The organism is Streptomyces sp. NPDC003300 (assembly GCF_040610915.1).
GTDB lineage: Bacteria > Actinomycetota > Actinomycetes > Streptomycetales > Streptomycetaceae > Actinacidiphila.
Map to the genome: position 1 here is coordinate 1 of NZ_JBEXNE010000047.1, position 22,840 is coordinate 22,840.

General features: G+C 73.1%; 23 protein-coding genes. 15 read left to right on the forward strand and 8 right to left on the reverse strand.

Annotated features, from left to right (window positions below):
* The coding region (locus ABZX65_RS35355) for a biotin carboxylase N-terminal domain-containing protein (RefSeq protein ID WP_355349846.1) at nt 1-183 on the reverse strand (183 nt) is incomplete at its 3' end.
* Between the two features lie 357 nt (nt 184-540).
* On the opposite strand from ABZX65_RS35355, the gene ABZX65_RS35360 reads away from it, so the two are divergent.
* Nucleotides 541-1,005: a hypothetical protein gene (locus ABZX65_RS35360; protein ID WP_355349849.1), complete on the forward strand. Its 465-nt coding sequence runs from the start codon at nt 541-543 to the stop codon at nt 1,003-1,005.
* A gap of 93 nt (nt 1,006-1,098) precedes the next feature.
* On the opposite strand, the gene ABZX65_RS35365 is transcribed toward ABZX65_RS35360, so the two are convergent.
* The 4 genes from ABZX65_RS35365 to ABZX65_RS35380 form a co-directional block, all read right to left on the reverse strand.
* Nucleotides 1,099-1,704 (reverse strand): nucleoside triphosphate pyrophosphatase, encoded by a 606-nt coding sequence (locus ABZX65_RS35365; RefSeq protein WP_355349852.1) that lies wholly within the window; start codon nt 1,702-1,704, stop codon nt 1,099-1,101.
* A 166-nt stretch (nt 1,705-1,870) separates the two neighbouring features.
* Nucleotides 1,871-2,002, reverse strand: a complete 132-nt coding sequence (locus tag ABZX65_RS35370) for a hypothetical protein (protein ID WP_262928358.1) — start codon at nt 2,000-2,002, stop codon at nt 1,871-1,873.
* Nucleotides 2,003-2,102: 100 nt separating this feature from the next.
* A complete protein-coding gene (locus tag ABZX65_RS35375) occupies nt 2,103-2,309 on the reverse strand; it encodes an acyl-CoA carboxylase subunit epsilon (RefSeq protein WP_355349856.1) in 207 nt (68 codons plus the stop codon).
* Nucleotides 2,310-2,387: 78 nt separating this feature from the next.
* Nucleotides 2,388-3,977: an acyl-CoA carboxylase subunit beta gene (locus tag ABZX65_RS35380; RefSeq protein ID WP_355349859.1), complete on the reverse strand. Its 1,590-nt coding sequence runs from the start codon at nt 3,975-3,977 to the stop codon at nt 2,388-2,390.
* 133 nt (nt 3,978-4,110) lie between these two features.
* On the opposite strand from ABZX65_RS35380, the gene ABZX65_RS35385 reads away from it, so the two are divergent.
* From ABZX65_RS35385 to hutH, 8 genes are all read left to right on the forward strand, one after another.
* Nucleotides 4,111-5,007: a biotin--[acetyl-CoA-carboxylase] ligase gene (locus ABZX65_RS35385; protein ID WP_355349862.1), complete on the forward strand. Its 897-nt coding sequence runs from the start codon at nt 4,111-4,113 to the stop codon at nt 5,005-5,007.
* Nucleotides 5,008-5,394: 387 nt separating this feature from the next.
* A complete protein-coding gene (locus tag ABZX65_RS35390) occupies nt 5,395-6,456 on the forward strand; it encodes an adenylate/guanylate cyclase domain-containing protein (RefSeq protein WP_355349935.1) in 1,062 nt (353 codons plus the stop codon).
* A gap of 182 nt (nt 6,457-6,638) precedes the next feature.
* Nucleotides 6,639-7,166, forward strand: a complete 528-nt coding sequence (locus tag ABZX65_RS35395) for a GntR family transcriptional regulator (RefSeq protein WP_355349865.1) — start codon at nt 6,639-6,641, stop codon at nt 7,164-7,166.
* Nucleotides 7,163-8,086 carry an ABC transporter ATP-binding protein gene (locus ABZX65_RS35400; RefSeq protein WP_355349868.1) on the forward strand — a complete coding sequence of 308 codons (924 nt, stop codon included), beginning with the start codon at nt 7,163-7,165 and terminating at the stop codon, nt 8,084-8,086. Before ABZX65_RS35395 ends, ABZX65_RS35400 begins: the two co-directional genes overlap by 4 nt.
* Entirely contained in the window at nt 8,086-8,784 is a 699-nt protein-coding gene (locus ABZX65_RS35405; protein WP_355349871.1) for a hypothetical protein, read from the forward strand. Before ABZX65_RS35400 ends, ABZX65_RS35405 begins: the two co-directional genes overlap by 1 nt.
* 132 nt (nt 8,785-8,916) lie before the next feature.
* On the forward strand, nt 8,917-9,729 hold the full coding sequence (locus ABZX65_RS35410; RefSeq protein WP_355349874.1) for an enoyl-CoA hydratase-related protein: 813 nt from the start codon (nt 8,917-8,919) through the stop codon (nt 9,727-9,729).
* 112 nt (nt 9,730-9,841) lie between these two features.
* Nucleotides 9,842-10,993, forward strand: coding sequence for a sensor domain-containing diguanylate cyclase (locus ABZX65_RS35415; protein ID WP_355349877.1), 1,152 nt, complete (start codon nt 9,842-9,844; stop codon nt 10,991-10,993).
* A 109-nt stretch (nt 10,994-11,102) separates the two neighbouring features.
* Nucleotides 11,103-12,656 carry a histidine ammonia-lyase gene (gene hutH, locus ABZX65_RS35420; protein ID WP_355349880.1) on the forward strand — a complete coding sequence of 518 codons (1,554 nt, stop codon included), beginning with the start codon at nt 11,103-11,105 and terminating at the stop codon, nt 12,654-12,656.
* A 37-nt stretch (nt 12,657-12,693) separates the two neighbouring features.
* On the opposite strand, the gene ABZX65_RS35425 is transcribed toward hutH, so the two are convergent.
* Nucleotides 12,694-13,008, reverse strand: coding sequence for a hypothetical protein (locus ABZX65_RS35425; RefSeq protein WP_355349883.1), 315 nt, complete (start codon nt 13,006-13,008; stop codon nt 12,694-12,696).
* Between the two features lie 101 nt (nt 13,009-13,109).
* Here ABZX65_RS35425 and ABZX65_RS35430 point away from each other — a divergent pair, with 101 nt between their 5' ends.
* Nucleotides 13,110-13,460 carry a hypothetical protein gene (locus ABZX65_RS35430; protein ID WP_355349886.1) on the forward strand — a complete coding sequence of 117 codons (351 nt, stop codon included), beginning with the start codon at nt 13,110-13,112 and terminating at the stop codon, nt 13,458-13,460.
* 257 nt (nt 13,461-13,717) lie between these two features.
* A complete protein-coding gene (locus ABZX65_RS35435; protein ID WP_355349889.1) occupies nt 13,718-15,058 on the forward strand; it encodes an Ig-like domain-containing protein in 1,341 nt (446 codons plus the stop codon).
* 5 nt (nt 15,059-15,063) lie between these two features.
* On the opposite strand, the gene ABZX65_RS35440 is transcribed toward ABZX65_RS35435, so the two are convergent.
* Together ABZX65_RS35440 and xylB are read right to left on the reverse strand one after the other, a co-directional pair.
* Complete coding sequence (locus ABZX65_RS35440) at nt 15,064-16,194, reverse strand: ROK family transcriptional regulator (RefSeq protein ID WP_355349892.1); 1,131 nt, start codon at nt 16,192-16,194, stop codon at nt 15,064-15,066.
* 786 nt (nt 16,195-16,980) lie between these two features.
* Nucleotides 16,981-18,402 (reverse strand): xylulokinase, encoded by a 1,422-nt coding sequence (gene xylB, locus ABZX65_RS35445; protein ID WP_355349895.1) that lies wholly within the window; start codon nt 18,400-18,402, stop codon nt 16,981-16,983.
* Between the two features lie 91 nt (nt 18,403-18,493).
* Here xylB and xylA point away from each other — a divergent pair, with 91 nt between their 5' ends.
* From xylA to ABZX65_RS35465, 4 genes are all read left to right on the forward strand, one after another.
* Nucleotides 18,494-19,684, forward strand: a complete 1,191-nt coding sequence (xylA, locus tag ABZX65_RS35450; protein ID WP_355349898.1) for a xylose isomerase — start codon at nt 18,494-18,496, stop codon at nt 19,682-19,684.
* A 307-nt stretch (nt 19,685-19,991) separates the two neighbouring features.
* A complete protein-coding gene (locus tag ABZX65_RS35455) occupies nt 19,992-21,452 on the forward strand; it encodes an ABC transporter permease (protein WP_355349901.1) in 1,461 nt (486 codons plus the stop codon).
* Between the two features lie 24 nt (nt 21,453-21,476).
* The gene (locus ABZX65_RS35460; RefSeq protein WP_355349904.1) at nt 21,477-22,160 is read left to right on the forward strand and encodes an ABC transporter ATP-binding protein; all 684 of its coding nucleotides are present in this window, start codon (nt 21,477-21,479) and stop codon (nt 22,158-22,160) included.
* A gap of 184 nt (nt 22,161-22,344) precedes the next feature.
* Complete coding sequence (locus ABZX65_RS35465; RefSeq protein ID WP_355349907.1) at nt 22,345-22,740, forward strand: VOC family protein; 396 nt, start codon at nt 22,345-22,347, stop codon at nt 22,738-22,740.
* Nucleotides 22,741-22,840 lie beyond the last annotated feature (100 nt).

Genomic DNA, 22,840 nt, shown 5'->3' on the forward strand with positions numbered 1-22,840 from the left:
CACACTCGCGATCCCCGCATCCCGGCAGGCACGGGCAACGCGGACAGCAATTTCACCGCGGTTCGCGATGAGCACCTTGCGCACGATGGCTCCCTCCTTGAAACAAGCCGAGTTTAGGTACTGGCCACACTTGGTGCCGAGGCACCCCTGCACGTGAGCTTCCCCACACGGAGGGTGATCCATGGGCCTGAAGAACCCGTGAACGCCTGCTCAGTCCACGGTACGGCCCCGCTCGGGCCGATGTCCCGCACTCATCGGTGTGGGGGAGATCTCCCTGTAAGTCTGCGAAGAGACCTGACGTTCTTTTGTGGAAACCCTACGAATAGCGAGCGGAATCTTTGCCGTCGGTGTTTCCCGGCCGGCCGCCGGTGTCCCCGAACGAGTGGGGTGACGTTCCGGATCGCGCGCGCCGGACTCCCCGTACGGGTGGAACGACCGGCGTGGCCAGACCCCTTGCCGCCGGTTGTACCGGTGAGTAGCCTGCGACAGGCGGGGGTACCAGCGGTAACCGGGCCCCGGACGACGGCCGAAGGGGACAGTGTGCGCAGAGGTATAGCCGTCGGCACCGCCGTGGTCCTTGTTCTCGAAGCCCTCACCATCGCCTTCGTGAACTGGATACTCGGCCTCGCCGTACGCCATCAGTCCATGTCGCTCGCCGGTCTCGACTCCGACGCCATGGCCATCGGATCGTGGGTCGGCGGCGCGCTGTTCGGCCTCTTCCTCATCCTGTGCGCGGTGCTCGTCGTGCGGATAGTGCGCCGCGACGAGATGACCGGCCGGGTCGCCAGGATCGTGCTCATCGTCTGCGCGGTGGTGCACGGCGTGGTCGGCGCGCTGGTCGTCGGCCTGATCGGCTGGTACGCGTTCGTGCTGATGATGGTGATACTGGGCGGCCTCGTCGCCACGCTGCTGATGTACGCGCCCGAGGACCGGCCGCGGGAGGCCGCCGAGAGCGGGACCGCGAACGGCAACGGCGGCGAACTCCCGCCGCCCGCCACGGCCTGAGCGCCCCCGGAATCGACCCCGGACCCGGAACCGGCCCAGGACTGACCCCGGACCCAGGAACCGGCCCCGCCTCCCGCGCCCGCTGACGGCGGCTCAGACCCACAGGTCGGTGATCCGTACCCCCAGCTCGGCCAGCAGCCGCCGCAGCAGCGGCAGGGACAGGCCGATCACGTTGCCCGCGTCGCCTTCGATGCCCTCCACGAAGGGCGCGGAGCGGCCGTCGAGGGTGAACGCGCCCGCCACGTACAGGGGTTCACCGCTCGCCACATACGCCGCGACCTCGTCGTCGTCCGGCGTCCCGAACCGTACGGTCGTGGACGCGGTCTCGGCGACCTGCTTGCCGCTGGCGGTGTCGATCACGCAGTGCCCGGTCCGCAGCACCCCGCTGCGCCCGCGCATCGCCTGCCAGCGCGCCACCGCCTCGGCCGCGTCCGCGGGCTTGCCCAGCGCCTGGCCGTCGAGTTCGAGTACGGAGTCGCAGCCGATCACCAGCTCGCCGCCGTCGAGCGCGCCGCTCCCGGCCACCGCGTTGGCCTTCGCCTCGGCCAGTACGCGGGCCAGTTCGGCGGGCGTGGCGGCCGTGATCGCGTCCTCGTCGACACCGCTGACGATCACGCGCGGGTCGAGGCCCGCCTGTTTCAGCAGCCCGAGCCGGGCGGGCGAGGCGGACGCGAGGACAAGGGTTCTGGAGCTGCTCATCGGCCCATCGTAGGCACCGACACCCGTACGGGGGACGCCGGTTCAGGACGCGGGTTCACGGCCGCGTCCGGGGCGGCTGGCGGCGCCGACGCGGGTGCCGTTCTCCGTGCCGGTCCTGGCCGGTGCGGGCCGTTCTCCGGGCCGGTCCTGGCCGGGACGCGCGGGTTCACGACCTCCAGGTCGCCACCAGCATGACCACGGCGGCTGCCAGCGCGATCACCAGCATCGCGCGGCGCAGCATCGCCTGCGCCTTGCGCATCTCCTCCGGCGGTTCGTCCCGCGGGTCCGACCACAACATGTCTCCAGGGTTGCGCCCCGGCGAACAGGAGCGCCTGAGTACGGATACTCAGGATCACCCTGTTACTGGTGTGACATCCGCCGCCGACCCGACATTCCGCTCACGCGGGCCACGCCGACGCCCGCCACGCGCCGGGCCCCGGCGCCGGAACGCCGCGCGGCACATTGCGCGCCGGGTCGGCCCAGCCGTCCAGCGGGGCCGGGCCGTCGGCGCTCTTCCCGGCCGCCGCGGCCCGCGCCTGGACGAGGGCGACGACGGCCGCCAGTTCCTCGGGGGTCGGGCTGCCCCGCTCCACCTTGATCACCATGAGCGCTCTCCTCCTCGGCTCGCGGGTCCGTGTCCGGCGGGTCCCGCGGGTCCTCGCCCCGGGCCCCGCGCGGTCCGTCTACAGCGGGATGTTGCCGTGCTTCTTCGGCGGCAGGCTCTCCCGCTTGTTGCGCAGCGTCCGCAGCGCCTTCACGAGCTGCGCGCGGGTCTGGGAGGGCGCGATGACCGCGTCCACGTAGCCGCGCTCCGCGGCGATGTACGGATTCAGCAGCGTGTCCTCGTAGTCCGCGATGAGCCGCGCCCGCAGCTCCTCCGCCTCCTGCGGGGTGGCCGCCTCCGCCAGCGTGCGGCGGTGCAGGATGTTGACGGCGCCCTGCGCGCCCATCACCGCGATCTGGGCCGTGGGCCAGGCCAGGTTCAGATCCGCGCCCAGGTGCTTGGAGCCCATCACGTCGTACGCGCCGCCGTACGCCTTTCGAGTGATGATCGTGATCAGCGGAACCGTGGCCTCGGCGTACGCGTAGATCAATTTGGCACCGCGGCGGATGATGCCGTCCCACTCCTGACTGGTGCCGGGGAGAAAACCGGGAACGTCGACGAAAGTGACCACGGGGATGTTGAAGCTGTCGCAGGTCCGCACGAAACGCGCCGCCTTCTCGGAGGCGTTGATGTCGAGACAGCCCGCGAATTGGAGCGGCTGGTTGGCGACCACACCGACGGGACGGCCTTCGACACGGCCGAGACCGGTGAGGATGTTCGGCGCGAACAGCGCCTGGGTCTCCAGGAATTCGCCGTCGTCCAGGACGTGCTCGATCACCTTGTGCATGTCGTACGGCTGATTCGCCGAGTCCGGGATCAGCGTGTCCAGTTCGAGGTCCTCGTCCGTGACCGCCAGATCCGTCTCGGCGGCGAAGGACGGCGCCTCCTGGAGGTTGTTGCTCGGCAGGTACGACAGCAGCGCCTTGACGTACTCGAAGGCGTCCTTCTCGTCACCGGCCAGGTGATGCGCGTTCCCCGACGTCGAGTTGTGGGTACGGGCGCCGCCCAGCTCCTCCATGCCGACGTCCTCGCCGGTCACCGTCTTGATCACATCGGGACCCGTGATGAACATGTGCGAGGTCTGGTCGACCATCACCACGAAGTCGGTGATCGCGGGGGAGTACACCGCGCCGCCCGCGCACGGGCCCATGATCAGGCTGATCTGCGGGATCACCCCGGAGGCGTGGGTGTTGCGGCGGAAGATCTCGCCGTACATGCCGAGCGAGGTGACGCCCTCCTGGATGCGGGCGCCGCCGGAGTCGTTGATGCCGATCACCGGGCAGCCGGTCTTCAGCGCGAAGTCCATCACCTTGACGATCTTCTCGCCGTAGACCTCGCCGAGCGCGCCGCCGAAGACCGTGAAGTCCTGCGAGAACACCGCGACCGGGCGGCCCTCGACCGTGCCGTAGCCGGTGACGACACCGTCGCCGTACGGCCGGTTGCTCTCCAGGCCGAAGTTGGTCGAGCGGTGCCGAGCCAGCTCGTCCAGCTCGGTGAACGACCCCTCGTCCAGGAGCAGTTCGATCCGCTCGCGGGCCGTGCCCTTCCCCTTGGCGTGCTGCTTGTCCACCGCGCGCCCGGAGCCCGCGTGCGTCGCCTCCTCGATACGGCGGCGCAGGTCCGCGAGCTTGCCCGCGGTGGTGTGGATGTCGTGTTCCTGCTCGGACATGGAGGCGGCTCTCCTGCTCTCGGCGGGACTTGCTGACTGGCCGGTAACGCTGTTCCGTAGCGTAGTGGCGACTCTGGGGTACGAGCAGTGCGGCGTTGGACACACTCCGGTACCCGCCTCATAGGGTGAGGACATGACGCCCAGCCGCTGGTCCGACCTGGAACGACCGCCGCTCAACGCCGCCGCGCTGCGGCGCGCCGTGGTCACCCCCGACGCGCTGTGGACCGCGCTGGACGTGGTGGACGCCACCGGCTCCACCAACAGCGACCTGGCCGCCCGCGCCGCGCGGGGCGCCCCCGGGGGGGCGGTCCTCGTGGCCGAGGAGCAGACCGCGGGCCGCGGACGGCTGGACCGCCGCTGGTCGGCGCCGCCGCGCTCCGGGCTCTTCTTCTCGGTACTGCTCCGACCGGGTGGCGCCATGGCCGCCCGTACCGTGCCCGACGGCACGCCGCTCCCGGCGCACGGCCCGGTGCCGGTGCACCGCTGGGGCTGGCTGCCGCTGCTCGCCGGGGTCGCCACCGCCACCGCCCTGTCGCGGGCCGCGGGCGTCGACACGGCACTCAAGTGGCCCAACGACCTGCTGGTCACCGTGGACGGCGAGGAACGCAAGGCGGGCGGCATCCTCGCCGAGCGCGCGGGCGACGACGGCGTCGTCATCGGCATCGGCCTCAATGTGTCGCTGCGCGCCGCCGAGCTGCCCGTCCCCACCGCCGCGTCCCTCGCCCTGGCCGGGGCCAAGGGCACCGACCGCGACCCGCTGCTGCGGGCGGTCCTGCGCTCGCTGGCCGACTGGTACGGCGCCTGGCGCGCGGAGGACGGCGACCCCGCCGCGTCCCGGCTCCAGCAGACCTACGCGGCGGGCTGCGCCACCCTGGGCCGGGAGGTCCGCGCGGAGCTGCCGGGCGACAAGGAACTGGCCGGTACCGCGGTCGGGATCGACGGCGACGGCCGCCTGGTGATCGCCACCCCGGACGGCGCCGAGCAGCCGGTCGCCGCGGGCGACGTCGTCCACCTCAGGCCCGCGCGCTGACGCGGCGGGACACCGCCGCGGAGACCGGCTCGCGCGCCGTTCCGTCGCGCGTCACGGGTGTCTCACCGGCGCCCTGGTGAGAGTGAGCCACGGCACACCTGCCGTATCGTTGAGGGGCTGCGTCGTCTCGATGATCGGAAGGGCTGTGCGCAGGGATTCCTCAAGGGCTGGGCGGTGAGCGTGGAGAACGCGGGCACCCCGCCAGACGAGCCGCACGACTCGGATCCGGGTGCCGCCCCGGAGCCGGACGGCGTCGATCCCGCCGACCCTCCGATCGCACCGGACGCCGCGGACGTACCCGACCCCGTGGACGCGCCGGATCCGGCCGATTCCGTCGACGGCACGGACGCGTCAGACCCGGCCGACCCGGCCGATCCAGTGGATCCAGTGGATCCGGTCGATCTTGAGGAGCCGGGAGAGCCGGGCGAGTCGGGGGAGCACCCGCTGGCGCTGCGCCTGGAACAGCTCATCCTCGGCGCGCCCCGCCGCTACACCCCCTTCCAGGCCGCCCGCACCGCGGGCGTCTCCATGGACCTGGCCTCCCGCTTCTGGCGGGCCATGGGCTTCGCCGACATCGGCCAGGCGCGCGCGCTCACCGAGGCGGACGTCCTCGCCCTGCGGCGGCTGGCCGGCCTGGTCGAGGCGGGGCTGCTCAGCGAGTCGATGGCCATCCAGGTCGCCCGCTCCACCGGCCAGACCACGGCCCGGCTCGCCGACTGGCAGACCGACTCCTTCCTCGAAGGTCTCACCGAGCCGCCCGAGCCGGGGATGACCCGCGCGGAAGTCGCGTACCCGCTGGTCGAACTCCTCCTGCCGGAACTGGAGGAGTTCCTCATCTACGTCTGGCGCCGCCAGGTCGCCGCCGCCACCAGCCGGGTCGTGCAGTCCGACGACGAGGAGGCCGTCGACCGGCGGCTGGCCGTCGGCTTCGCCGACCTCGTCGGCTTCACCCGGCTCACCCGGCGCCTGGAGGAGGAGGAACTGGGCGAGCTGGTCGAGGCGTTCGAGACCACGGCCGCCGACCAGGTCGCCGCGTACGGCGGACGGCTGATCAAGACCCTCGGCGACGAAGTCCTCTTCGTCGCCGACGACCCCGGCACCGCCGCCGAGATCGGCATACGCCTCATCGAGACCATGACCGGCGACGACAGCATGCCCGCCCTGCGCGTCGGCATGGCCTTCGGCACCGTCACCACCCGCATGGGCGACGTCTTCGGCACCACCGTGAACCTCGCCTCCCGGCTCACCTCGATAGCGCCGCGCGACGCCGTCCTCGTCGACGGCGACTTCGCCGAGGCGCTGGGCGAGGCCGGTGACGCGCCGCTGTCCGAGGCGGACGTGGACGCCACCGAGGCGGAGAAGTACCGCTTCGCCCTCCAGCCGATGTGGCGCCGCCCCGTGCGCGGCCTCGGCGTCGTCGAGCCCTGGCTGCTCTCCCGCCGGGACTGAGGTCCGCTCCGCCCCGACCGCGCCACGGGCGCGCGCTCCGGCCTGCCCGCGCGCCGCGTCCCTGACGCCGTGTCCCGCTTCCGCCGGGTCACCCGACTTCTCCCGCCTCATTTGGCGTGCCCTCTTGCCCACCCTGTTGGTTCCTTAGTACGGTAGGGAACCACCAGAGCAACGGAGGCAGGATGTCACTCCTGGAAGAGGGCGGGCCGATCTTCGCCCAGATCGCGGCCGAGCTGGCGAATCAGATCGCCGACGGGACGGTGGGCGAGGGCGAGCGTGTCGCGTCGAGCAACGAGCTCGCGGTCTTCTACCGGGTCAACCCGGCCACCGCGGCCCGCGCGCTCACCGTCCTGTCGGACGAGGATCTGGTGGAGAAGCGGCGCGGCGTCGGCATGTTCGTCGCTCAGGGCGCGCGGGACCGGCTGGTGCGGGGCAGGCGGCGGCGCTTCGCCGAACGGTACGTACGGCCGCTGGCGGTCGAGGCGGCGCGCCTCGGGATCGGGCAGGACGAACTGCTCGGCCTGCTGCGCGACGAGCTGGCCTCGGTCGCGGTGACGTCGCAGGCGGCGGGCGCCACCGCGCCGCACTCCGCACCGCACTCCGCGCCGTCCGCCGGAACACCGGCCGCCACGACCGCTGGCGCGACCGCCCCGCCTGGCACCACGGCCGCCACCACGACCACGGCGGCGACGGTCGGGGGCGACGTATGAGCCCGGTCGTCTCGCTGACCGGCGTCGGACGCGCCTTCCGCGACCACCAGGCGCTCACCGACGTCAGCTTCGAGCTGGACACGCCGTGCATCGCCGGACTGGTGGGCCGCAACGGCGCGGGGAAGACGACGCTGCTGCGCATCCTGGCGGGCCAGGAGATCGCCACATCCGGGACCGTGCACGCCTTCGGCGCCCGGCCGTTGGAGAACGACGCGGTGCTGCGCCGGATGATCCTCGTCCGCGAGGACCAGACGTACCCCGACCTGAAGGTGCGGCACGCCGTCGCGGCGGCCTCGCTGCTCTACCCGAACTGGGACAAGGAGCTGGCGGGCACGCTGCTGGACGCGTACGAGCTGCCGCCGACCCGGCCGATCAAGAAGCTCTCGCGCGGCATGCGGACCGCCCTCGGCATCATCATCGGGCTGGCCGCCCGCGCCGAACTCACGCTGTTCGACGAGCCGTACGCGGGCCTCGACGCGGTCGCCCGCTCGCTCTTCTACGACCAGCTCCTCGCCGACTACGCCGCCCACCCCCGGTGCGTCGTGCTCTCGACCCACCTCATCGACGAGGCCGCCGAACTCCTCGACCGCGTCCTGGTCCTGGACCGCGGCCGGCTGGTCCTCGACGCGCCGACCGAGGAACTGCGCGGCACCGCCACGACCGTCACCGGCCCGGCCACCGCCGTGGACCGCTTCATCGCCGCCCGTGCGACGCTGAGCCGCCGCACGATGGGCGCGCAGACCAGGGCGGTGATGGTAGGCCGCCTGGACGACCGCGACCGCGAACTGGCCGCACACCTGCGCCTGCGCCTGGAGGAGTGCACCCTCCAGCAGCTCGCGGTCCACGCGGCCGAGCGTCACGGCGCGCCCGGCGCCGGACCCCACGACCCGTCCGGCCTCACGACTGCGAGGGCATCCTGATGCGTCCCACCCCGGTGCTCTCCGTCGTCCGGTATCTGCTGCTGGACCGCTTCACCTACCTCGTCCTGCCCTGGGAGTGGGCCGCCTTCGGCTTCGTCCTGGACGTGGTGATCCTGCGGCTCACCCCGGCGGCCCACGCCGACCACCGCTGGGTCGGCGGCCTGGCCGCGGCCTTCCTCGTGATGTTCGCCGTGGGCCTCCAGACCGTCGCCCGCGCGCTGCCGTTCGCCCTCACCCTCGGTGTCAGCAGACGCACCTACCTGCGCGGTGTCACCGCCCTGGCCGGGGCCCTCGCCGTGACCTTCGGGCTGGTCGTCGCGGTCGGCCAGGTCCTCGAACGCGCGACCGGCGGCTGGGGCATGCGCATGGCCTACTTCCGCGTCCCGTTCCTGCTGGACGGCGCCTGGTACGTCTCGTGGCTCACCGCCGCCGTCGCCTTCTTCCTGCTGTTCGTCTACGGGATGTGGTACGGCCTGGTCTTCCGCCGCGCCGGGTTGCCCGGCACCACGGCCTTCGGCGGGGCGCAGCTCGTGGTGCTGGCCCTGGTCGCGCTGATCGCCACATGGACGCACGGCTGGAAGGGCATAGGCCACTTCTTCGCCGGGCTCACCGCCCTGGGGGTCACCGGGGTCCTCGCGGCCGTCGTCGCCGTGCTGCTGGCCGGGGGATTCGCGACCGTCCACCGTATGACCGTATGAATCCGACGTGAGGCGAGCGCCGTCCGGCCCGGTGCGGTGCGAGCGCCGTCCGGACCTGTGCGACCGTGCCGTCCCCGCGGGGAGGGGGATGGCAGGATGGGGGTTCACGGTCGTTAACCGGAGGGCGGGCGAATGGAAGCGCAGGGGACGGCGGAACGACGGTTCGGGGAGTGGGTGGCGGTCCGCCGGCACGGCGACCGCGTCGCGGAACTGGTGCTCGACCGGCCGAAGGCGATGAACGCCGTCTCCACGCGGATGGCCGTCGCGATCGGCGACGCCTGCGCGGCGCTGGCGGCCGACCCCGGTGTCAGCGTCACGGTCCTGACGTCCACCCATGACAAGGCGTTCTGCGTCGGCGCCGACCTCAAGGAGCGCAACGCGTTCACCGACGCCGACCTCGTACGCCAGCGCCCGCACACCAGGGCCGCGTACACCGGCGTCCTGGAACTGCCGATGCCCGCCGTCGCGGCGGTGCACGGCTACGCGCTCGGCGGCGGCTTCGAGCTGGCGCTCGCCTGTGACGTGATCGTGGCCGACGAGACGGCCGTCGTCGGCCTGCCCGAGGTCTCGGTCGGCGTCATCCCCGGCGGTGGCGGTACCCAACTGCTGCCCCGCAGGGTCGGCGCCGCCCGCGCGGCGGAACTGGTCTTCACCGCCCGCCGCGTACCGGCCGCCGAGGCGCTCGCCCTCGGCCTGGTGGACCAGCTCGCGGCCGGGAACGACGCCCGCGCCGAGGCGCTGGCGCTGGCCGACCGGATCGCCGCGAATTCGCCGGTCGGCCTGCGCTCGGCCAAGCGCGCGCTGCGCCTGGGCCAGGGTCTCGACCTGCGCGCCGGGCTCGAGATCGAGGACGCCGCCTGGCGCGCCACCGCCTTCTCCGCCGACCGCGCGGAAGGCGTGGCCGCCTTCAACGACAAGCGGCCCCCGCGGTGGCCCGGCGCGTGATCGCCGCGCGCGGCCACTGTGCGTAGTCGCCGACGGGCGGGCGCAGCGCCGAACGGGCTCCGTTCGGCGCAGCCAGCGCTCCAAACCGGACAAACCTCCCTAGCCTGGACAGATGGTGGACGGGACGGCCGATCTCCGGCTTCGAGCGGTCGTCGAGCTGGCACAGGCACTGGCGACCGAACAGACGCCGCTGGCCGCGGTACGGGCCGGGGCGCGGCGGGCGCGGCTCGCGATGGACGCGTCCTTCGCGGCGATCTCGACGTGGGAGCGGGAGACCGGGCGGCTGCGGGTCCTGGTCAACGACGGGGAGCTGGCGCCCGGCGAGGAGCCGGAGCCGGACGACGAGTCGTACTCGGTGCACGACTTCCCGGAGATCGTGGAGTTCCTGCACGGTGAGTGGGCGCGCGGCGGCGAGCCGCACGCCTGGGTCGAGACCGCCGAAGGAACCGGCGCGTCGCCCGGCGGCAGCAGTTGGGGCCGGGCCGCGGCGCTGCGGCGGCGCGGACGCGGCTCCTGCGTGGTCGCGCCGATCGTGCTGCACGGCAGGGCGTGGGGCGAGCTGTACGTGGCCAGGCGCGCCGGGGTGTCCGGCTTCGACCGCGGGGACGCCGACTTCGCGACGGTGCTGGCCGCCGTCATCGCCTCCGGGATCGCCCAGACCGAACGGCTCGCCGAGGTGCAGCGGCTGGCCTTCACCGACCCGCTGACCGGGCTCGGCAACCGCCGGGCCGTGGACGTACGCCTCGACGAGGCGCTGGAACGGCACCGGGCGGACGGAGCCGTGGTCAGCCTGGTGGTGTGCGACCTCAACGGTCTGAAGAAGGTCAACGACCGGCTCGGGCACGCCGTCGGCGACCGGCTGCTGGAACGATTCGGCTCGCTGCTCTCGCTGTGCGGCGCCATGCTTCCCGGCAGCCTGGCCGCCCGCCTCGGCGGTGACGAATTCTGCGTCGTGGCCGTCGGGCAGGAGCCGGACGAGGTGGTCGCGGCGGCCGACGAGCTGTGCGGGCGGGCCGCGCAGCTCGAAGTCGGCGAGGGCGTGGCCTGCGGCGTGGCGTCCACCGGCGATCCGATCGGGCCCGTGCGCTCGGCGCGGCGGCTGTTCCGGCTGGCCGACGCGGCGCAGTACCAGGCCAAGGCGCTGCGCGCGGCGCACCCCGTCGTCGCGGGGCGCGCCGGGCCCGAGGACCCCGTCGTGCGGCTCGCCGACTCGCCGCCGGCCCGCGAGGGCGAGCGCCGCCGCATCCGCGGCAACCGTCCTTAGGGCGTGTCCGCGACGTCCCGTCCGGCCGGGACCCGCGGGGGCGGGGCCGGAGAGTGCTGGTCGCAGAGGGGAGTGACAGGGCGGCTTTCAGTGCTTAGGGTGCGTGAATATGAATATGCATAACGTGGTCATCGGTGCGCACGGTGCCCCCGCCGACGACGTACTCGCCGTCGCGCGCGACGGCGCGCGGGTGGAGCTGGCGCCCGAAGCGCTGGCGGGGATCGCCAGGGCGCGTGAGGTGATCGAGGCGCTGGCGGCGAAGCCCGAGCCGGTCTACGGGGTGTCGACGGGCTTCGGGGCCCTGGCGGTACGGCACATCAGTCCGGAGCTGCGGGCCCAGTTGCAGCGCAGCCTCGTACGGTCGCACGCGGCGGGGATGGGCCCGGCGGTGGAGCGCGAGGTGGTCCGCGGGCTGATGTTCCTGCGGCTGAAGACGCTGGCGTCCGGCCGTACCGGGGTGCGCCCGGTGGTCGCGGAGACGATGGCGGCGCTGCTGAACGCCGGGATCACGCCCGTCGTCCACGAATACGGCTCGCTCGGCTGCTCGGGCGACCTCGCCCCGCTGGCGCACTGCGCGCAGGTGCTGATGGGCGAGGGCGAGGCGGAGGGCCCGGACGGTACGGTGCGCCCCGCCGCGGAACTCCTCGCGGAGCACGGCATCGAGCCGGTCGTCCTGCGGGAGAAGGAGGGCCTGGCCCTCATCAACGGCACCGACGGCATGCTCGGCATGCTGGTGATGGCCTGCGCCGACCTGGCCCGGCTCTTCACCGCGGCCGACATCACCGCCGCGCTGACCCTGGAGGCCCTGCTCGGCACCGAGAAGGTCCTCGCCCCCGAGCTGCACGCGATCCGCCCGCACCCCGGCCAGGCGGCCAGCGCCGAGAACATGCGCCGGGTGCTGGAGGGTTCGGGGCTCACCGGCCACCACCAGGACGACGCGCCGCGCGTGCAGGACGCGTACTCCATCCGCTGCGCCCCGCAGGTCGCGGGCGCGGGCCGCGACACCCTCGCGCACGCCCGCCTGGTCGCCGAGCGCGAACTGGCCGCCGCCGTCGACAACCCGGTGGTCCTTGAGGACGGCCGGGTCGAGTCCAACGGCAACTTCCACGGCGCGCCGGTCGCGTACGTCCTGGACTTCCTCGCCATCGCCGCCGCCGACCTGGGCTCCATCGCGGAGCGCCGCACCGACCGGCTGCTGGACAAGAACCGCTCGCACGGCCTGCCGCCGTTCCTGGCCGACGACCCCGGCCTCGACTCCGGTCTGATGATCGCCCAGTACACGCAGGCCGCGCTGGTCAGCGACATGAAGCGGCTCGCGGTGCCCGCGTCGGTGGACTCGATCCCGTCCTCCGCGATGCAGGAGGACCACGTCTCCATGGGCTGGTCGGCGGCGCGCAAGCTCCGTACGGCCGTCGACAACCTCACCCGGATCATCGCCGTCGAGATGTACGCGGCCACCCGCGCGCTGGAGATCAGGACCACGACGGGCGAGCAGCGCCCGGCGCCCGCTTCGGCCGCGGTCCTGGCGGCGGTACGCGCGGCGGGCGTGCTGGGCGCGGGCCCCGACCGCTTCCTGTCACCGGACCTGGAGGCGGCCTACCGCTTCGTACGGGCCGGAGAGCTGGCGCGCGCGGCGGAGTCGGTCACCGGCCCGCTCGCGTGAATCCGTGAGCGGAACGGCGACCGTGTGAGCGACGCCGTCAGAAGCTCTGGCGGGTGCGGCGGCCGGCGTTGACGATCAGCCCCGCGCCCGCCACCAGGAACGCGGCACCGCCGATGAGATACGGCTTGGTGTCGATGCTGCCGGTGTCGGCGAGGCCGATCTGCTCCGCGGCGGTGCGCGTGGCGGCCGTACTGGCCGTACTGGCCGTGCTTGTCGTACGGGTGTGGGCCGCGGTCTTCGTGTGCGCGGAGGTCGCGGCGTCGTCGGGACTCGCGCTCGCGGACGGGACGAAGAACAGCGCCGCGAGCGCGGCGGCCGCTGCTGCGGCGACATAGGGACGGGGCGAGGTCAACGGATCCCCCAGCTGGTGCGGCGAATTGACCGTAGGGGCAGATGGTAGTGACTTGGTGTGGCTCGTGGGAAGCCGCGGCGAAGGCGCTTACGCTCCGTGGCATGAGCGCTACTGAGATTCCCCGCGGCGAGAGCGGTCCGCAGTACGTACGACTCCAGGTGGAACTCGTCCTGGAGGTCTCCGGGCCCGACGAGCTGCGCGGCGCGGCCCTGGACCACATCGGCGCCGACGAGTTCATGCCGCCGCAGGAACGCCTGCACGCCCGCGACGCCGTCGGCAAGGACGAGTCGGAGGCGCTGGCGTACCTCGTCGACCCGGCCGACCTGCTCTCGGCCGTGCCGGGCGTCGACCTCGTCCAGGCGTCGTGGTCGTGCGCGCACACCGAGTACGACCCGGACTCCGACGAGTGGGACCTCGACGAGGAGGACGCGGACGGGGACGCCGAGGACTAGGGCCTGTCCGGGGGTCCGGCGGCGCCGGAAGCGGAGCCGGACGCTCCGCGCCGACCGGCCCGGAGGCGGCGCCGGGACAACCCCTCCCACCTGCGCGAACGCGCCGCCTCCCGTCGCGTGCGGCCGGAACCGGCCCGCGTGCGTTACCCCACAATTCCGGCACTCGGGGCACGGTTACCGGTGTTGGCCTGTTTTCATGGCATGTGGACGAAGCTCGTCATTCACCCGCGAGCGACCCCAGCCCATTGGAGACACGCGTGACGCCGCCCGACAACGCACATGCCCCCGCCAAGCGCTCGCCCTTCACCCGCCGCCGCGCACTCGCGGCCGCCGCGGTGCTGATCGGCGGTGCCGTCACGCTGACGGCGTGCGGCGGCGGAGGCGGCGGTGGCGACAAGGCCGCGGGCGGCGACAAACCGACCAGCTCCGCCAGCTCGTCCCCGTCGGGCGGCCAGTCCCCGTCGGCCGCCGCCCAGTCCAAGGAGGACGCCGCGGCGGCGAAGCAGGCGTCCGACGCGAAGATCACCATCACGCCCAAGGACGGCAGCACCGGCGCGAGCATCCACAACGACGCCAAGGTCACGGTGGCGGGCGGCACCCTGACCTCGGTCACCATGACGTCCAAGGCCACCGGCAACAAGATCGCGGGCACCATATCCGCCGACCGCACGAGCTGGACCCCGGACGTCGCGCTGGCCCGCGGCACGCAGTACGCGATATCGGCCGCCGCCACCGACTCCCAGGGCCGTACGGCCGCGGCGAACGGCACCTTCTCGACCGTCTCCGCCGCCAGCAGCTTCATCGGCTACTTCACGCCGGAGGACGGCTCCACCGTCGGCGTCGGCATGCCGGTCTCGATCAACTTCGACAAGGCGATCACCAACCGCGCCGCCGTCGAGGCCGCGGTCTCGGTGACCTCCAGCAGCGGCCAGCGGGTCGAGGGCCACTGGTTCAGCTCCACCCGGCTCGACTTCCGCCCCCAGCAGTACTGGCAGGCGGGCTCGCACGTCTCCCTCAAGCTCAAGCTCGACGGCGTCAAGGGCGGCGCGGGCATCTACGGCGTCCAGGACAAGACGGTGAACTTCACCGTCGGCCGCTCCCAGGTCTCCACCGTCGACGCCGCGACCCACCAGATGACCGTCGTCCGCGACGGCAAGGTCCTCAAGACCATCCCGATCTCGGCGGGCGCCCCGGACCACAGCACGTACAACGGCCAGATGGTGATCTCCGAGAAGTACCAGACCACGCGGATGAACGGCGCGACGGTCGGCTTCACCGAGGACGACGGCAAGGGCGAGTACGACATCCCCGACGTCCCGCACGCCATGCGGCTCAGCAACTCCGGGACCTTCATCCACGGCAACTACTGGGGCAGCAAGTCGATCTTCGGCGCCACCAACACCAGCCACGGCTGCGTGGGCCTGAGCGACACCAAGGGCGGCAAGGACCCCAACACCCCGGCCGCCTGGTTCTACAACAACTCCATGGTCGGTGACGTCGTCATCGTCAAGGACTCCGCCGACAAGACGATCCAGCCGGACAACGGGCTCAACGGCTGGAACCTGTCCTGGGCGGCGTGGACGGCTCCGCAGGCGTAAGGCTTTCACGCCTCCTGCTGGAGGGCCCAGCTCGCCGGGTCCTCCAGCACCGTGCGGACGGAGCTGTACGCCGCGCCCCGCAGCACCCCGTCGCGGCCCAGCCTGGACGTCACCACGTCCTCAGGGCGCCACTGCCGGTCGGTGACGCGGGCCGCCAGCTCCCGCCGGACGCCCGGCAGCAGCCACGGCGCCAGTTCGGCCAGCGGGCCGCCGACCACCACCGCCTGCGGGTCCAGCAGGTTCACCGCGCCGCTCAGCGCGATGCCGAGCGCCGCGCCCGCCTCCTCCAGCGCCTTCAGCGCCGCCGGGTCGCCGTCGGCCGCCGCCGCCCGCAGTGCCGGGCCGCCGCCCGCGCCCACCCCCGCCGCCCGCAGCAGCGCCTCCTCGCCCGCGTACGTCTCCAGGCAGCCGTGCGCGCCGCACGAGCACAAGGGGCCGTCCGGGTGCACCGGTACGTGGCCCAGCTCGCCCGCGAAGCCGCGGGCGCCGCGGAACAGGCGGCCCTCCACGACGAGGGCGGCGCCGATGCCGATCTCCGCGGAGACGTGCACGAAGTCCGCGAGCCTCTCGTGGCCGCCGAGCCACAATTCGGCGAGCGCGCCGAGATTCGCCTCGTTCTCCACGACCGTGCCCTCGCCGAGGGGGGCCGCGACGGCCACGTCCTCCCAGCCCAGGTTCGGGGCGCGCAGGACCGTGCCGCGGTCCTTTCCGACCAGGCCAGGGACCGCCACTGTCGTGGCGACCGGGCGCAGGCCGCTCCCGGCCGCCTCCCTGGTCACCTTCGCCGTCAACTCGGCCAGTTCCGCCAGCACTTCGGCGGCCGGGCGGCCGCGGTTCGCCGCCTTCGCCTCGGCGTGGCAGCGGACGGTGCCGCGCAGGTCCACCACGCAGGCGGCCAGGTGGTCGACGCCGACCTCGGCGCCGAGGCCGGCGGGGCCGCGCTCGCTCAGGGCCAGGGCGGTGCCGGGGCGGCCGACGGTGCCGGGGCGCTGCGCGCCGCGCTCTTCCACCAGGCCGGCGGCCAGCAGTTCGTCCACCAGCGTCGAGACGGTCGCCCTCGTCAGGCCGACCTCTGCCGCGACGGCGGCGCGCGTGACGTTCTCGCCTGCGGCGAGGGCACGCATGACCAGTGCCATGTTGCGGCGCCTCAGGCCCGCTTGCGCGCCCATTCCCTTACCCACGCCGTCCTCCATCCCATCCCCCCAAGTATGTGCGGCTGCGCCGCGGCGGTGTTCTCTGCCCGCCCGCCCACCCGTGCGGGTGTTTTTTCGTCTGCGGGTGCCGCTTGTGCCCGGGTCGGTGCCGGTCCGGGGCACCTCCTCGAAATGCGGCTACCTGGTCTCCTGTATCCGGTGCCGTTCTTGTCACCGCATTTCTGCGGGGGCACCCCGGCCCGTCCCCTCCCGGTACGTCGGCGTCCGCCCGCCGGTGGGGGTTGCCGGGGGAGGGGGTTCTTTCGGCGGGCCGCCCTGCGCCGGTGCCCCCTCCCGGTGAGTCGGAATGCTCGGGCCCTTCCTCCAAGAGCCCAACGAAGCCCCTGCCACCCCCCACTCCCCAGCACCCGCACCCCCCGCCCACCCGACTGGACGTCGGGTGGCGCAGGGGCCGGGCTCCCCCCACCCCCTTGCGCCCACCCCGCAGGAGGGTTGGGCGTTGCAGGGCCCGCACCCCCTCCCACCCCCTCCCCCCCTCAGCCACAGCGGACAGGCGGACGCCGACGGGCGAGGAGGGGACGGTGCGGGGTGCCCCCGCAGGGGGACGAACGGACAAGGGCTGGACGTCATGGAAGTGGCCGCAGGTTCGTCGCCCGAGGAGGTGCCCCGGGCCGGGACCGACCAGGCACAGGCGGCACCCGCAGACGAAGAAAGCACTCGCACGGGTGGGCGGGTGGGAAAGAAACGGGCGCCGCCCCCAGAGAGGCGTCAGCGGCCGGCCGCCAGCGGGAGCGCGGAGGAGAGGCGGGCGAGCGCAGCGTCATCGCGGGGAAGGGGCGGGTGGAGAGCCCCTGCCGCGGTACCCCAGCGGAGCGCGACGGCGGAGGGAGACTCCTTGGTGAGGAGAGCCGCGGCCTGCGCGGCGGCGCCCAGCGCGACCAGCTCCGCGGCACGCGGCACCTGAACGGCCCGCCCCGAAAGGCGGCGGACGGTGTCGAGCCAGGCCGCGCCCCGGGCGCCGCCGCCGATGAGGAGAAGGGGCTGGTCGGAGGGGGCGGAGTCCACGGCGAGCACCTGGTCGAGGGCGGAGAGAAGCGCGTAGACGGCCCCGTCGTAGGCGGCCTGGAGCACCTGTCCGGCGGACGTGTCGTGGCGCAGGCCGGTCAGCAGCCCCGAGGCGTACGGCAGGTTGGGCGTGCGCTCACCGTCGAGGAAGGGGAGGAAGGCGACGGAGCCGCCGGGCTCCACCTCCTCCCGGTCGAGCCGCAGGAGCGCGGCCACCTTGTCGACGGCCAGCGTGCAGTTGAGGGTGCAGGCCAGCGGCAGCCAGCCCCCGTCGGCGGCGGCGAACCCCGCGACGGTCCCGGACGCGTCGGTGGGCCGCCGCCGCGAAACGGCGTAGACCGTACCGGAGGTACCGAGGCTGAGGACGGCGCGTCCGGGTTCGAGGCCGAGGCCCAGCGCGGCGGCGGCGTTGTCGCCGGTGCCGGAGGCGACGAGGGTGCCGGGCCGCAGGGGCAGACCGGCGGAGACGGTGCCCGCCTCCTCGCCGGGCCCGAGGACCGTCGGGAGCAGCGCGGGGTCGAGCCCGATCTCGGCGAGCAGCCCGTCGTCGTAGGTCTCGGTGCCCGACGCCCACCAGCCGGTGCCGGAAACGTCGCCGCGGTCGGTGACGGCGGCGCCGCCGAGCCGCTCGGTGAGGAAGTCGTGGGGGAGGCGTACGGCCGCGGCGGCCGCCGCGACCTCGGGCTCGTGCTCGGTGAGCCATGCCCACTTGGCGGCGGTGAAGCTGGCCGCGGGGACGGAGCCGAAGCGCTCGGCCCACCACTGCGCGCCGTGCCGTTCGACGAGCGCGGCGGCCTGCGGCGCGGACCGTACGTCGTTCCAGAGCAGCGCGGGCCGCAGCGGGCGTCCGGCGGCGTCGAGGACGACCAGCCCGTGCTGCTGCCCGCCGACCGATATCGCCTCGGCGCGCGCCGCGTACTCCCCGGTCTGCCCGATCGCGTCGCGCAGCGCCGTCCACCACACCTCGGGGTCGGTCTCGCGTCCGGCCCCCGAGCTGACCGTGTGCGGCGCCTGCCCGGCGGCCAGGACGGCGCCGCTGTCCACGTCGACGGCCAGCACTTTCGTGGACTGCGTGGAGCTGTCCACCCCGAGTACGACCCGTCCCGTCCCTGCTTTCGACCCCATGCGATTCCCGATCCCTTCGCGAGCGCCACTTCCCATCGCTGGTCTCGCATACTAATTTGTTTAACAGTCTGACGAATAGGAGCCAGTCGCAATGACTTCCGAGAGTCTTACCCCGGCCCCCGAGCACAAGTTCACCTTCGGCCTGTGGACCGTCGGCTGGCAGGGCCGCGACCCGTTCGGCGACGCCACCCGCGCCCCGCTGGACCCGGTCGAGTCCGTCAACCGGCTCTCCGAGCTGGGCGCGTACGGCGTCACCTTCCACGACGACGACCTGATCCCGTTCGGCTCGACGGACGCGGAGCGCGACGCGCTGGTCAAGCGGTTCCGGCAGGCGCTGGACACCACCGGGATGACCACCCCGATGCTGACCACGAACCTCTTCACGCACCCCGTCTTCAAGGACGGCGCCTTCACCGCCAACGACCGCGATGTCCGCCGCTTCGCCCTCCGCAAGACCCTCCGCAACATCGACCTCGCCGCCGAGCTGGGCGCGGAGACGTATGTGGCGTGGGGCGGCCGGGAGGGCGCGGAGTCCGGCGGCGCCAAGGACGTACGGCTGGCGCTCGACCGGATGAAGGAGGCGTTCGACCTGCTCGGCGAGTACGTCACCGAGCAGGGCTACAACCTGCGGTTCGCGGTCGAGCCGAAGCCGAACGAGCCGCGCGGCGACATCCTGCTGCCGACCGTCGGCCACGCGCTGGCCTTCATCAACTCGCTGGAGCGCCCCGACATCGTCGGCGTCAACCCCGAGGTCGGCCACGAGCAGATGGCCGGGCTCAACTTCCCGCACGGCATCGCCCAGGCGCTGTGGCACGGCAAGCTCTTCCACATCGACCTCAACGGCCAGACCGGCATCAAGTACGACCAGGACCTCCGCTTCGGCGCGGGCGACCTGCGCTCCGCCTTCTGGCTGGTCGACCTGCTGGAGACCGCCGGATACCAGGGGCCGCGGCACTTCGACTTCAAGCCGCCGCGTACCGAGGACTACGACGGGGTGTGGGCGTCGGCCGCGGGCTGCATGCGCAACTACCTGATCCTCAAGGAGCGCGCCGCAGCCTTCCGCGCCGACCCCGAGGTGCAGGCCGCGCTGCGGGCCTCGCGCCTGGACGAGCTGGCCCTGCCGACGCTCGGCGCGGAGGACACGCTGGGCGGACGGCTGGCCGGACTGCTCGCCGACCGCGGCGCGTACGAGGACTTCGACGTCACGGCGGCGGCCGAGCGGGGCATGGCCTTCGAAGCGCTCGACCAGCTCGCCATGGACCACCTGCTGGGTGTCCGCTGACCGGGGGCAGGCGGCCCGGCCCGCGGTGACTCCCGCGGGGTGCGGGTCGCACCCCGCGTCAGACTTCCCGAGCGAACTGTCACGGGCCTGTGCAGGGCCCGTGGGAGAGCTGTTCAAGGAACTCCTCACCCGGGCTTTATCCCCGGCTCATCGCGGCACCCTGTTTCTCAGCACTCCCTCACACCCGCCTCACCGGAACGTCACCGCTGATTCCTAGCGTTCGCGGCAGCGGGAGCGGAGTGGACGCACCCCCTCCTCGCGTCCACTCCACTCCCGGCTCCACCCACTGCCACCCACGAGGAATCGGATGTTCTTCACGTATCTCCGGCGCGAGCTGCGCCGCCGACGCAAGGCGGCACTCGTCGTCGCCCTGGGCCTCGCGCTCGGCATCGGGCTGGTCATCACCGTCAACTCCGTCTCGTCCGGCATGGGCCAGGCGCAGGACAAGGTCCTCCAGTCGCTGTACGGCCTCGGTACGGACATGACCGTCACCAAGGCCGCGCCCGCCGCCACCGCGAGCGGCGGTACGACCCGCCCCAAGTTCGACTTCGACGCGAACAGCGACGGAAAGACGCAGAGCAGTGACCGCGTCATGGTCCAGGGCTTCCAGACGCTGGCGTCCTCGGTCGTCGGCAAGGTGAGCGGCCAGCAGCACGTCGCGGGCGCGGTCGGCGGCCTCAGCCTCCAAGTGCTCAAGATCGACGGCTCGTTCACGCAAGGACAGTTCCAGCAGAAGCAGGGCACCTCCGGCGGCAGCGGCGGCGGGCGCGGCGGCGGGAACACCCCGCCGCAGGGCGAAGTCCGGGGCGGCGGCGCGCAGTTCGACGCCAACAGCTACACGGTGTACGGCGTCGATGTCTCCAACCTCGCGCTCGGCCCGCTGACTTCGTCGAAGATCACCTCGGGCACCACCTTCACCGCCGCCCAGGCGGACGCCGAGGTCGCCGTGGCCGACTCCGCGTACGCCAAGGAGAACAAGCTCTCGGTCGGCTCGACGGTCACCGTCAAGGACACGAAGTACAAGGTCATCGGCATCGCGACCGCCGACAGCGGCCAGGCGGCGGCCAACCTCTACCTGCCGCTGAAACAGGCGCAGACGCTCTCGGACTCCGCGGACAAGATCACCACGGTGTACGTCAAGGCGTCCGGCTCGCAGCAGATCGACAGCGTCAAGTCGGCCATCCAGAAGAACATTTCGGGGACCACGGTCACCACCTCGGCCGATCTGGCCTCCACCGTCTCCGGCTCGCTGTCGACGGCGTCCTCGCTCGCCACCAACGTCGGCAAGTGGCTGTCGATCGCCGTCCTCGTCGCGGCCTTCCTGGTCGCGGGGCTGCTCACCTCCTCCGCCGTCAGCAGGCGGGTACGGGAATTCGGCACGCTCAAGGCGCTCGGCTGGAAGAGCGGCCGGGTCACCCGGCAGGTGATGGGCGAAGCGCTGGTCAACGGGCTGCTCGGCGGTGTCCTCGGCATCGCGCTCGGCCTGGCGGGGGCGTACGCGGTCACCGCGATCAGCCCGACGCTCAGCGCTCAACTCGGCTCCAACGGAGGCGGTGGCGGTGCGGGCGGCGGCGGGGGCGGCGGCTTCGGCGGCCCGGCCCGTTCCGCCGCCAAGACCGTCGACATCGCGCTGAGCGCCCCGGTCAGCGTCCACACCATCGCCCTCGCCGTCGGCCTGGCCGTCGCGGGCGGCCTGATCGCGGGCGCCTTCGGCGGCTGGCGCGCCTCCCGGCTGCGCCCCGCCGACGCCCTGCGCCGCGTCGAATAGCCCCTCGTCCAGAAGAAATTGACCATGTATCAGTTGACCGGCGTGACCAAGCGCTACCGGCGCGGCAAGGCCACCGTGGACGCCCTCAAGGGCATCGACCTGGCCATCGCCGACGGCGACCAGCTCGTCATCCAGGGCCCCACCGGCGGCGGCAAGTCCACGCTCCTCCAGATGCTCGGCGGCCTCGACCGCCCGACGTCGGGCGCCGTGGAGCTGGACGGCGTCGACCTCGCCAAGCTCGGCGAGGCCAAGCTCACCAAGGTGCGGTCGGAGAACATCGGCTTCATCTTCCAGAGCTTCAACCTCATCCCGACCCTCACCGCGCAGGAGAACGTCGAGACCGCCCTCGTACCCATGGGGGTCAAGGGCGCGGCCCGCCGCGAACGCGCCGCGCGGGCACTGGAGTCGGTGAGCCTCGGCGAACGGCTGACCCACCTGCCCTCCGAACTCTCCGGCGGCCAGCAGCAGCGCGTCGCCATCGCCCGCGCCCTGGTCAAGGAGCCCAAGGTGCTGCTCGCCGACGAGCCCACCGGCAACCTCGACGAGGGCACCCGCGACGACATCATGGGCCTGCTCGAAGGGCTCTGGCGCGACCGCGGCCTCACCTTCATCCTCGTCACCCACGACTCGGGCATCGCCAAGCGGGCGCCGCGGCTGGCGACGATCAGGAAGGGGACGCTGACGCTGCGCGAGCGCACGCCCGCCTGAGCGGGGAGCGCGGCGGGCCCCCCGCCTCCCCTCCGCCGGTCGGTCCGTCCGGCGGCGGAGAGGCGGCGCCGCATTGTCGGTGCCCGGTGCCACGCTGGACCGCGGACGGGCCGCACGCCCGAGAGCCGGGCCGGCCCGCCCGGCCCGCCCGGCCCGCCCGGCCCGCCGCGACCAGGGGAGACCGATGCCAGAGCCGACCGCACCACTGCGTACGACCTTCACCGCCGTCGTCCTCGACGCGCCCGACGCGACGGCGCTCGCCGACTTCTACCGGCGGCTGCTCGGCTGGGAGGTCACCGCGCGGGAGCCCGACTGGGTCAAGCTCAACCCGCCCGGCGGCGGCACGGGCCTGTCCTTCCAGACCGAGCCCCTCTACACCCCGCCGACCTGGCCCTCCGCCCCCGCCGCGCAGCAGATGATGCTGCATCTCGACTTCGAGGTCACCGACCTCCCGGCGGGCACCGCCACCGCCCTGGCCTGCGGCGCCACCCTCGCCGCGCACCAGCCGGAGGACGACACGCGGATCTTCCTCGACCCGGCCGGTCACCCCTTCTGCCTCTGGGTGCGCACCGACGTCTGAGCCCCGCCGGGACCGGGGGTGCGGAGCCTCAGAACCCGGGCCGGGCCCGCTCCCGCCGACCCGCGCGGGAATCTCTTCGAGAAGATCCCGGATTCGCGCG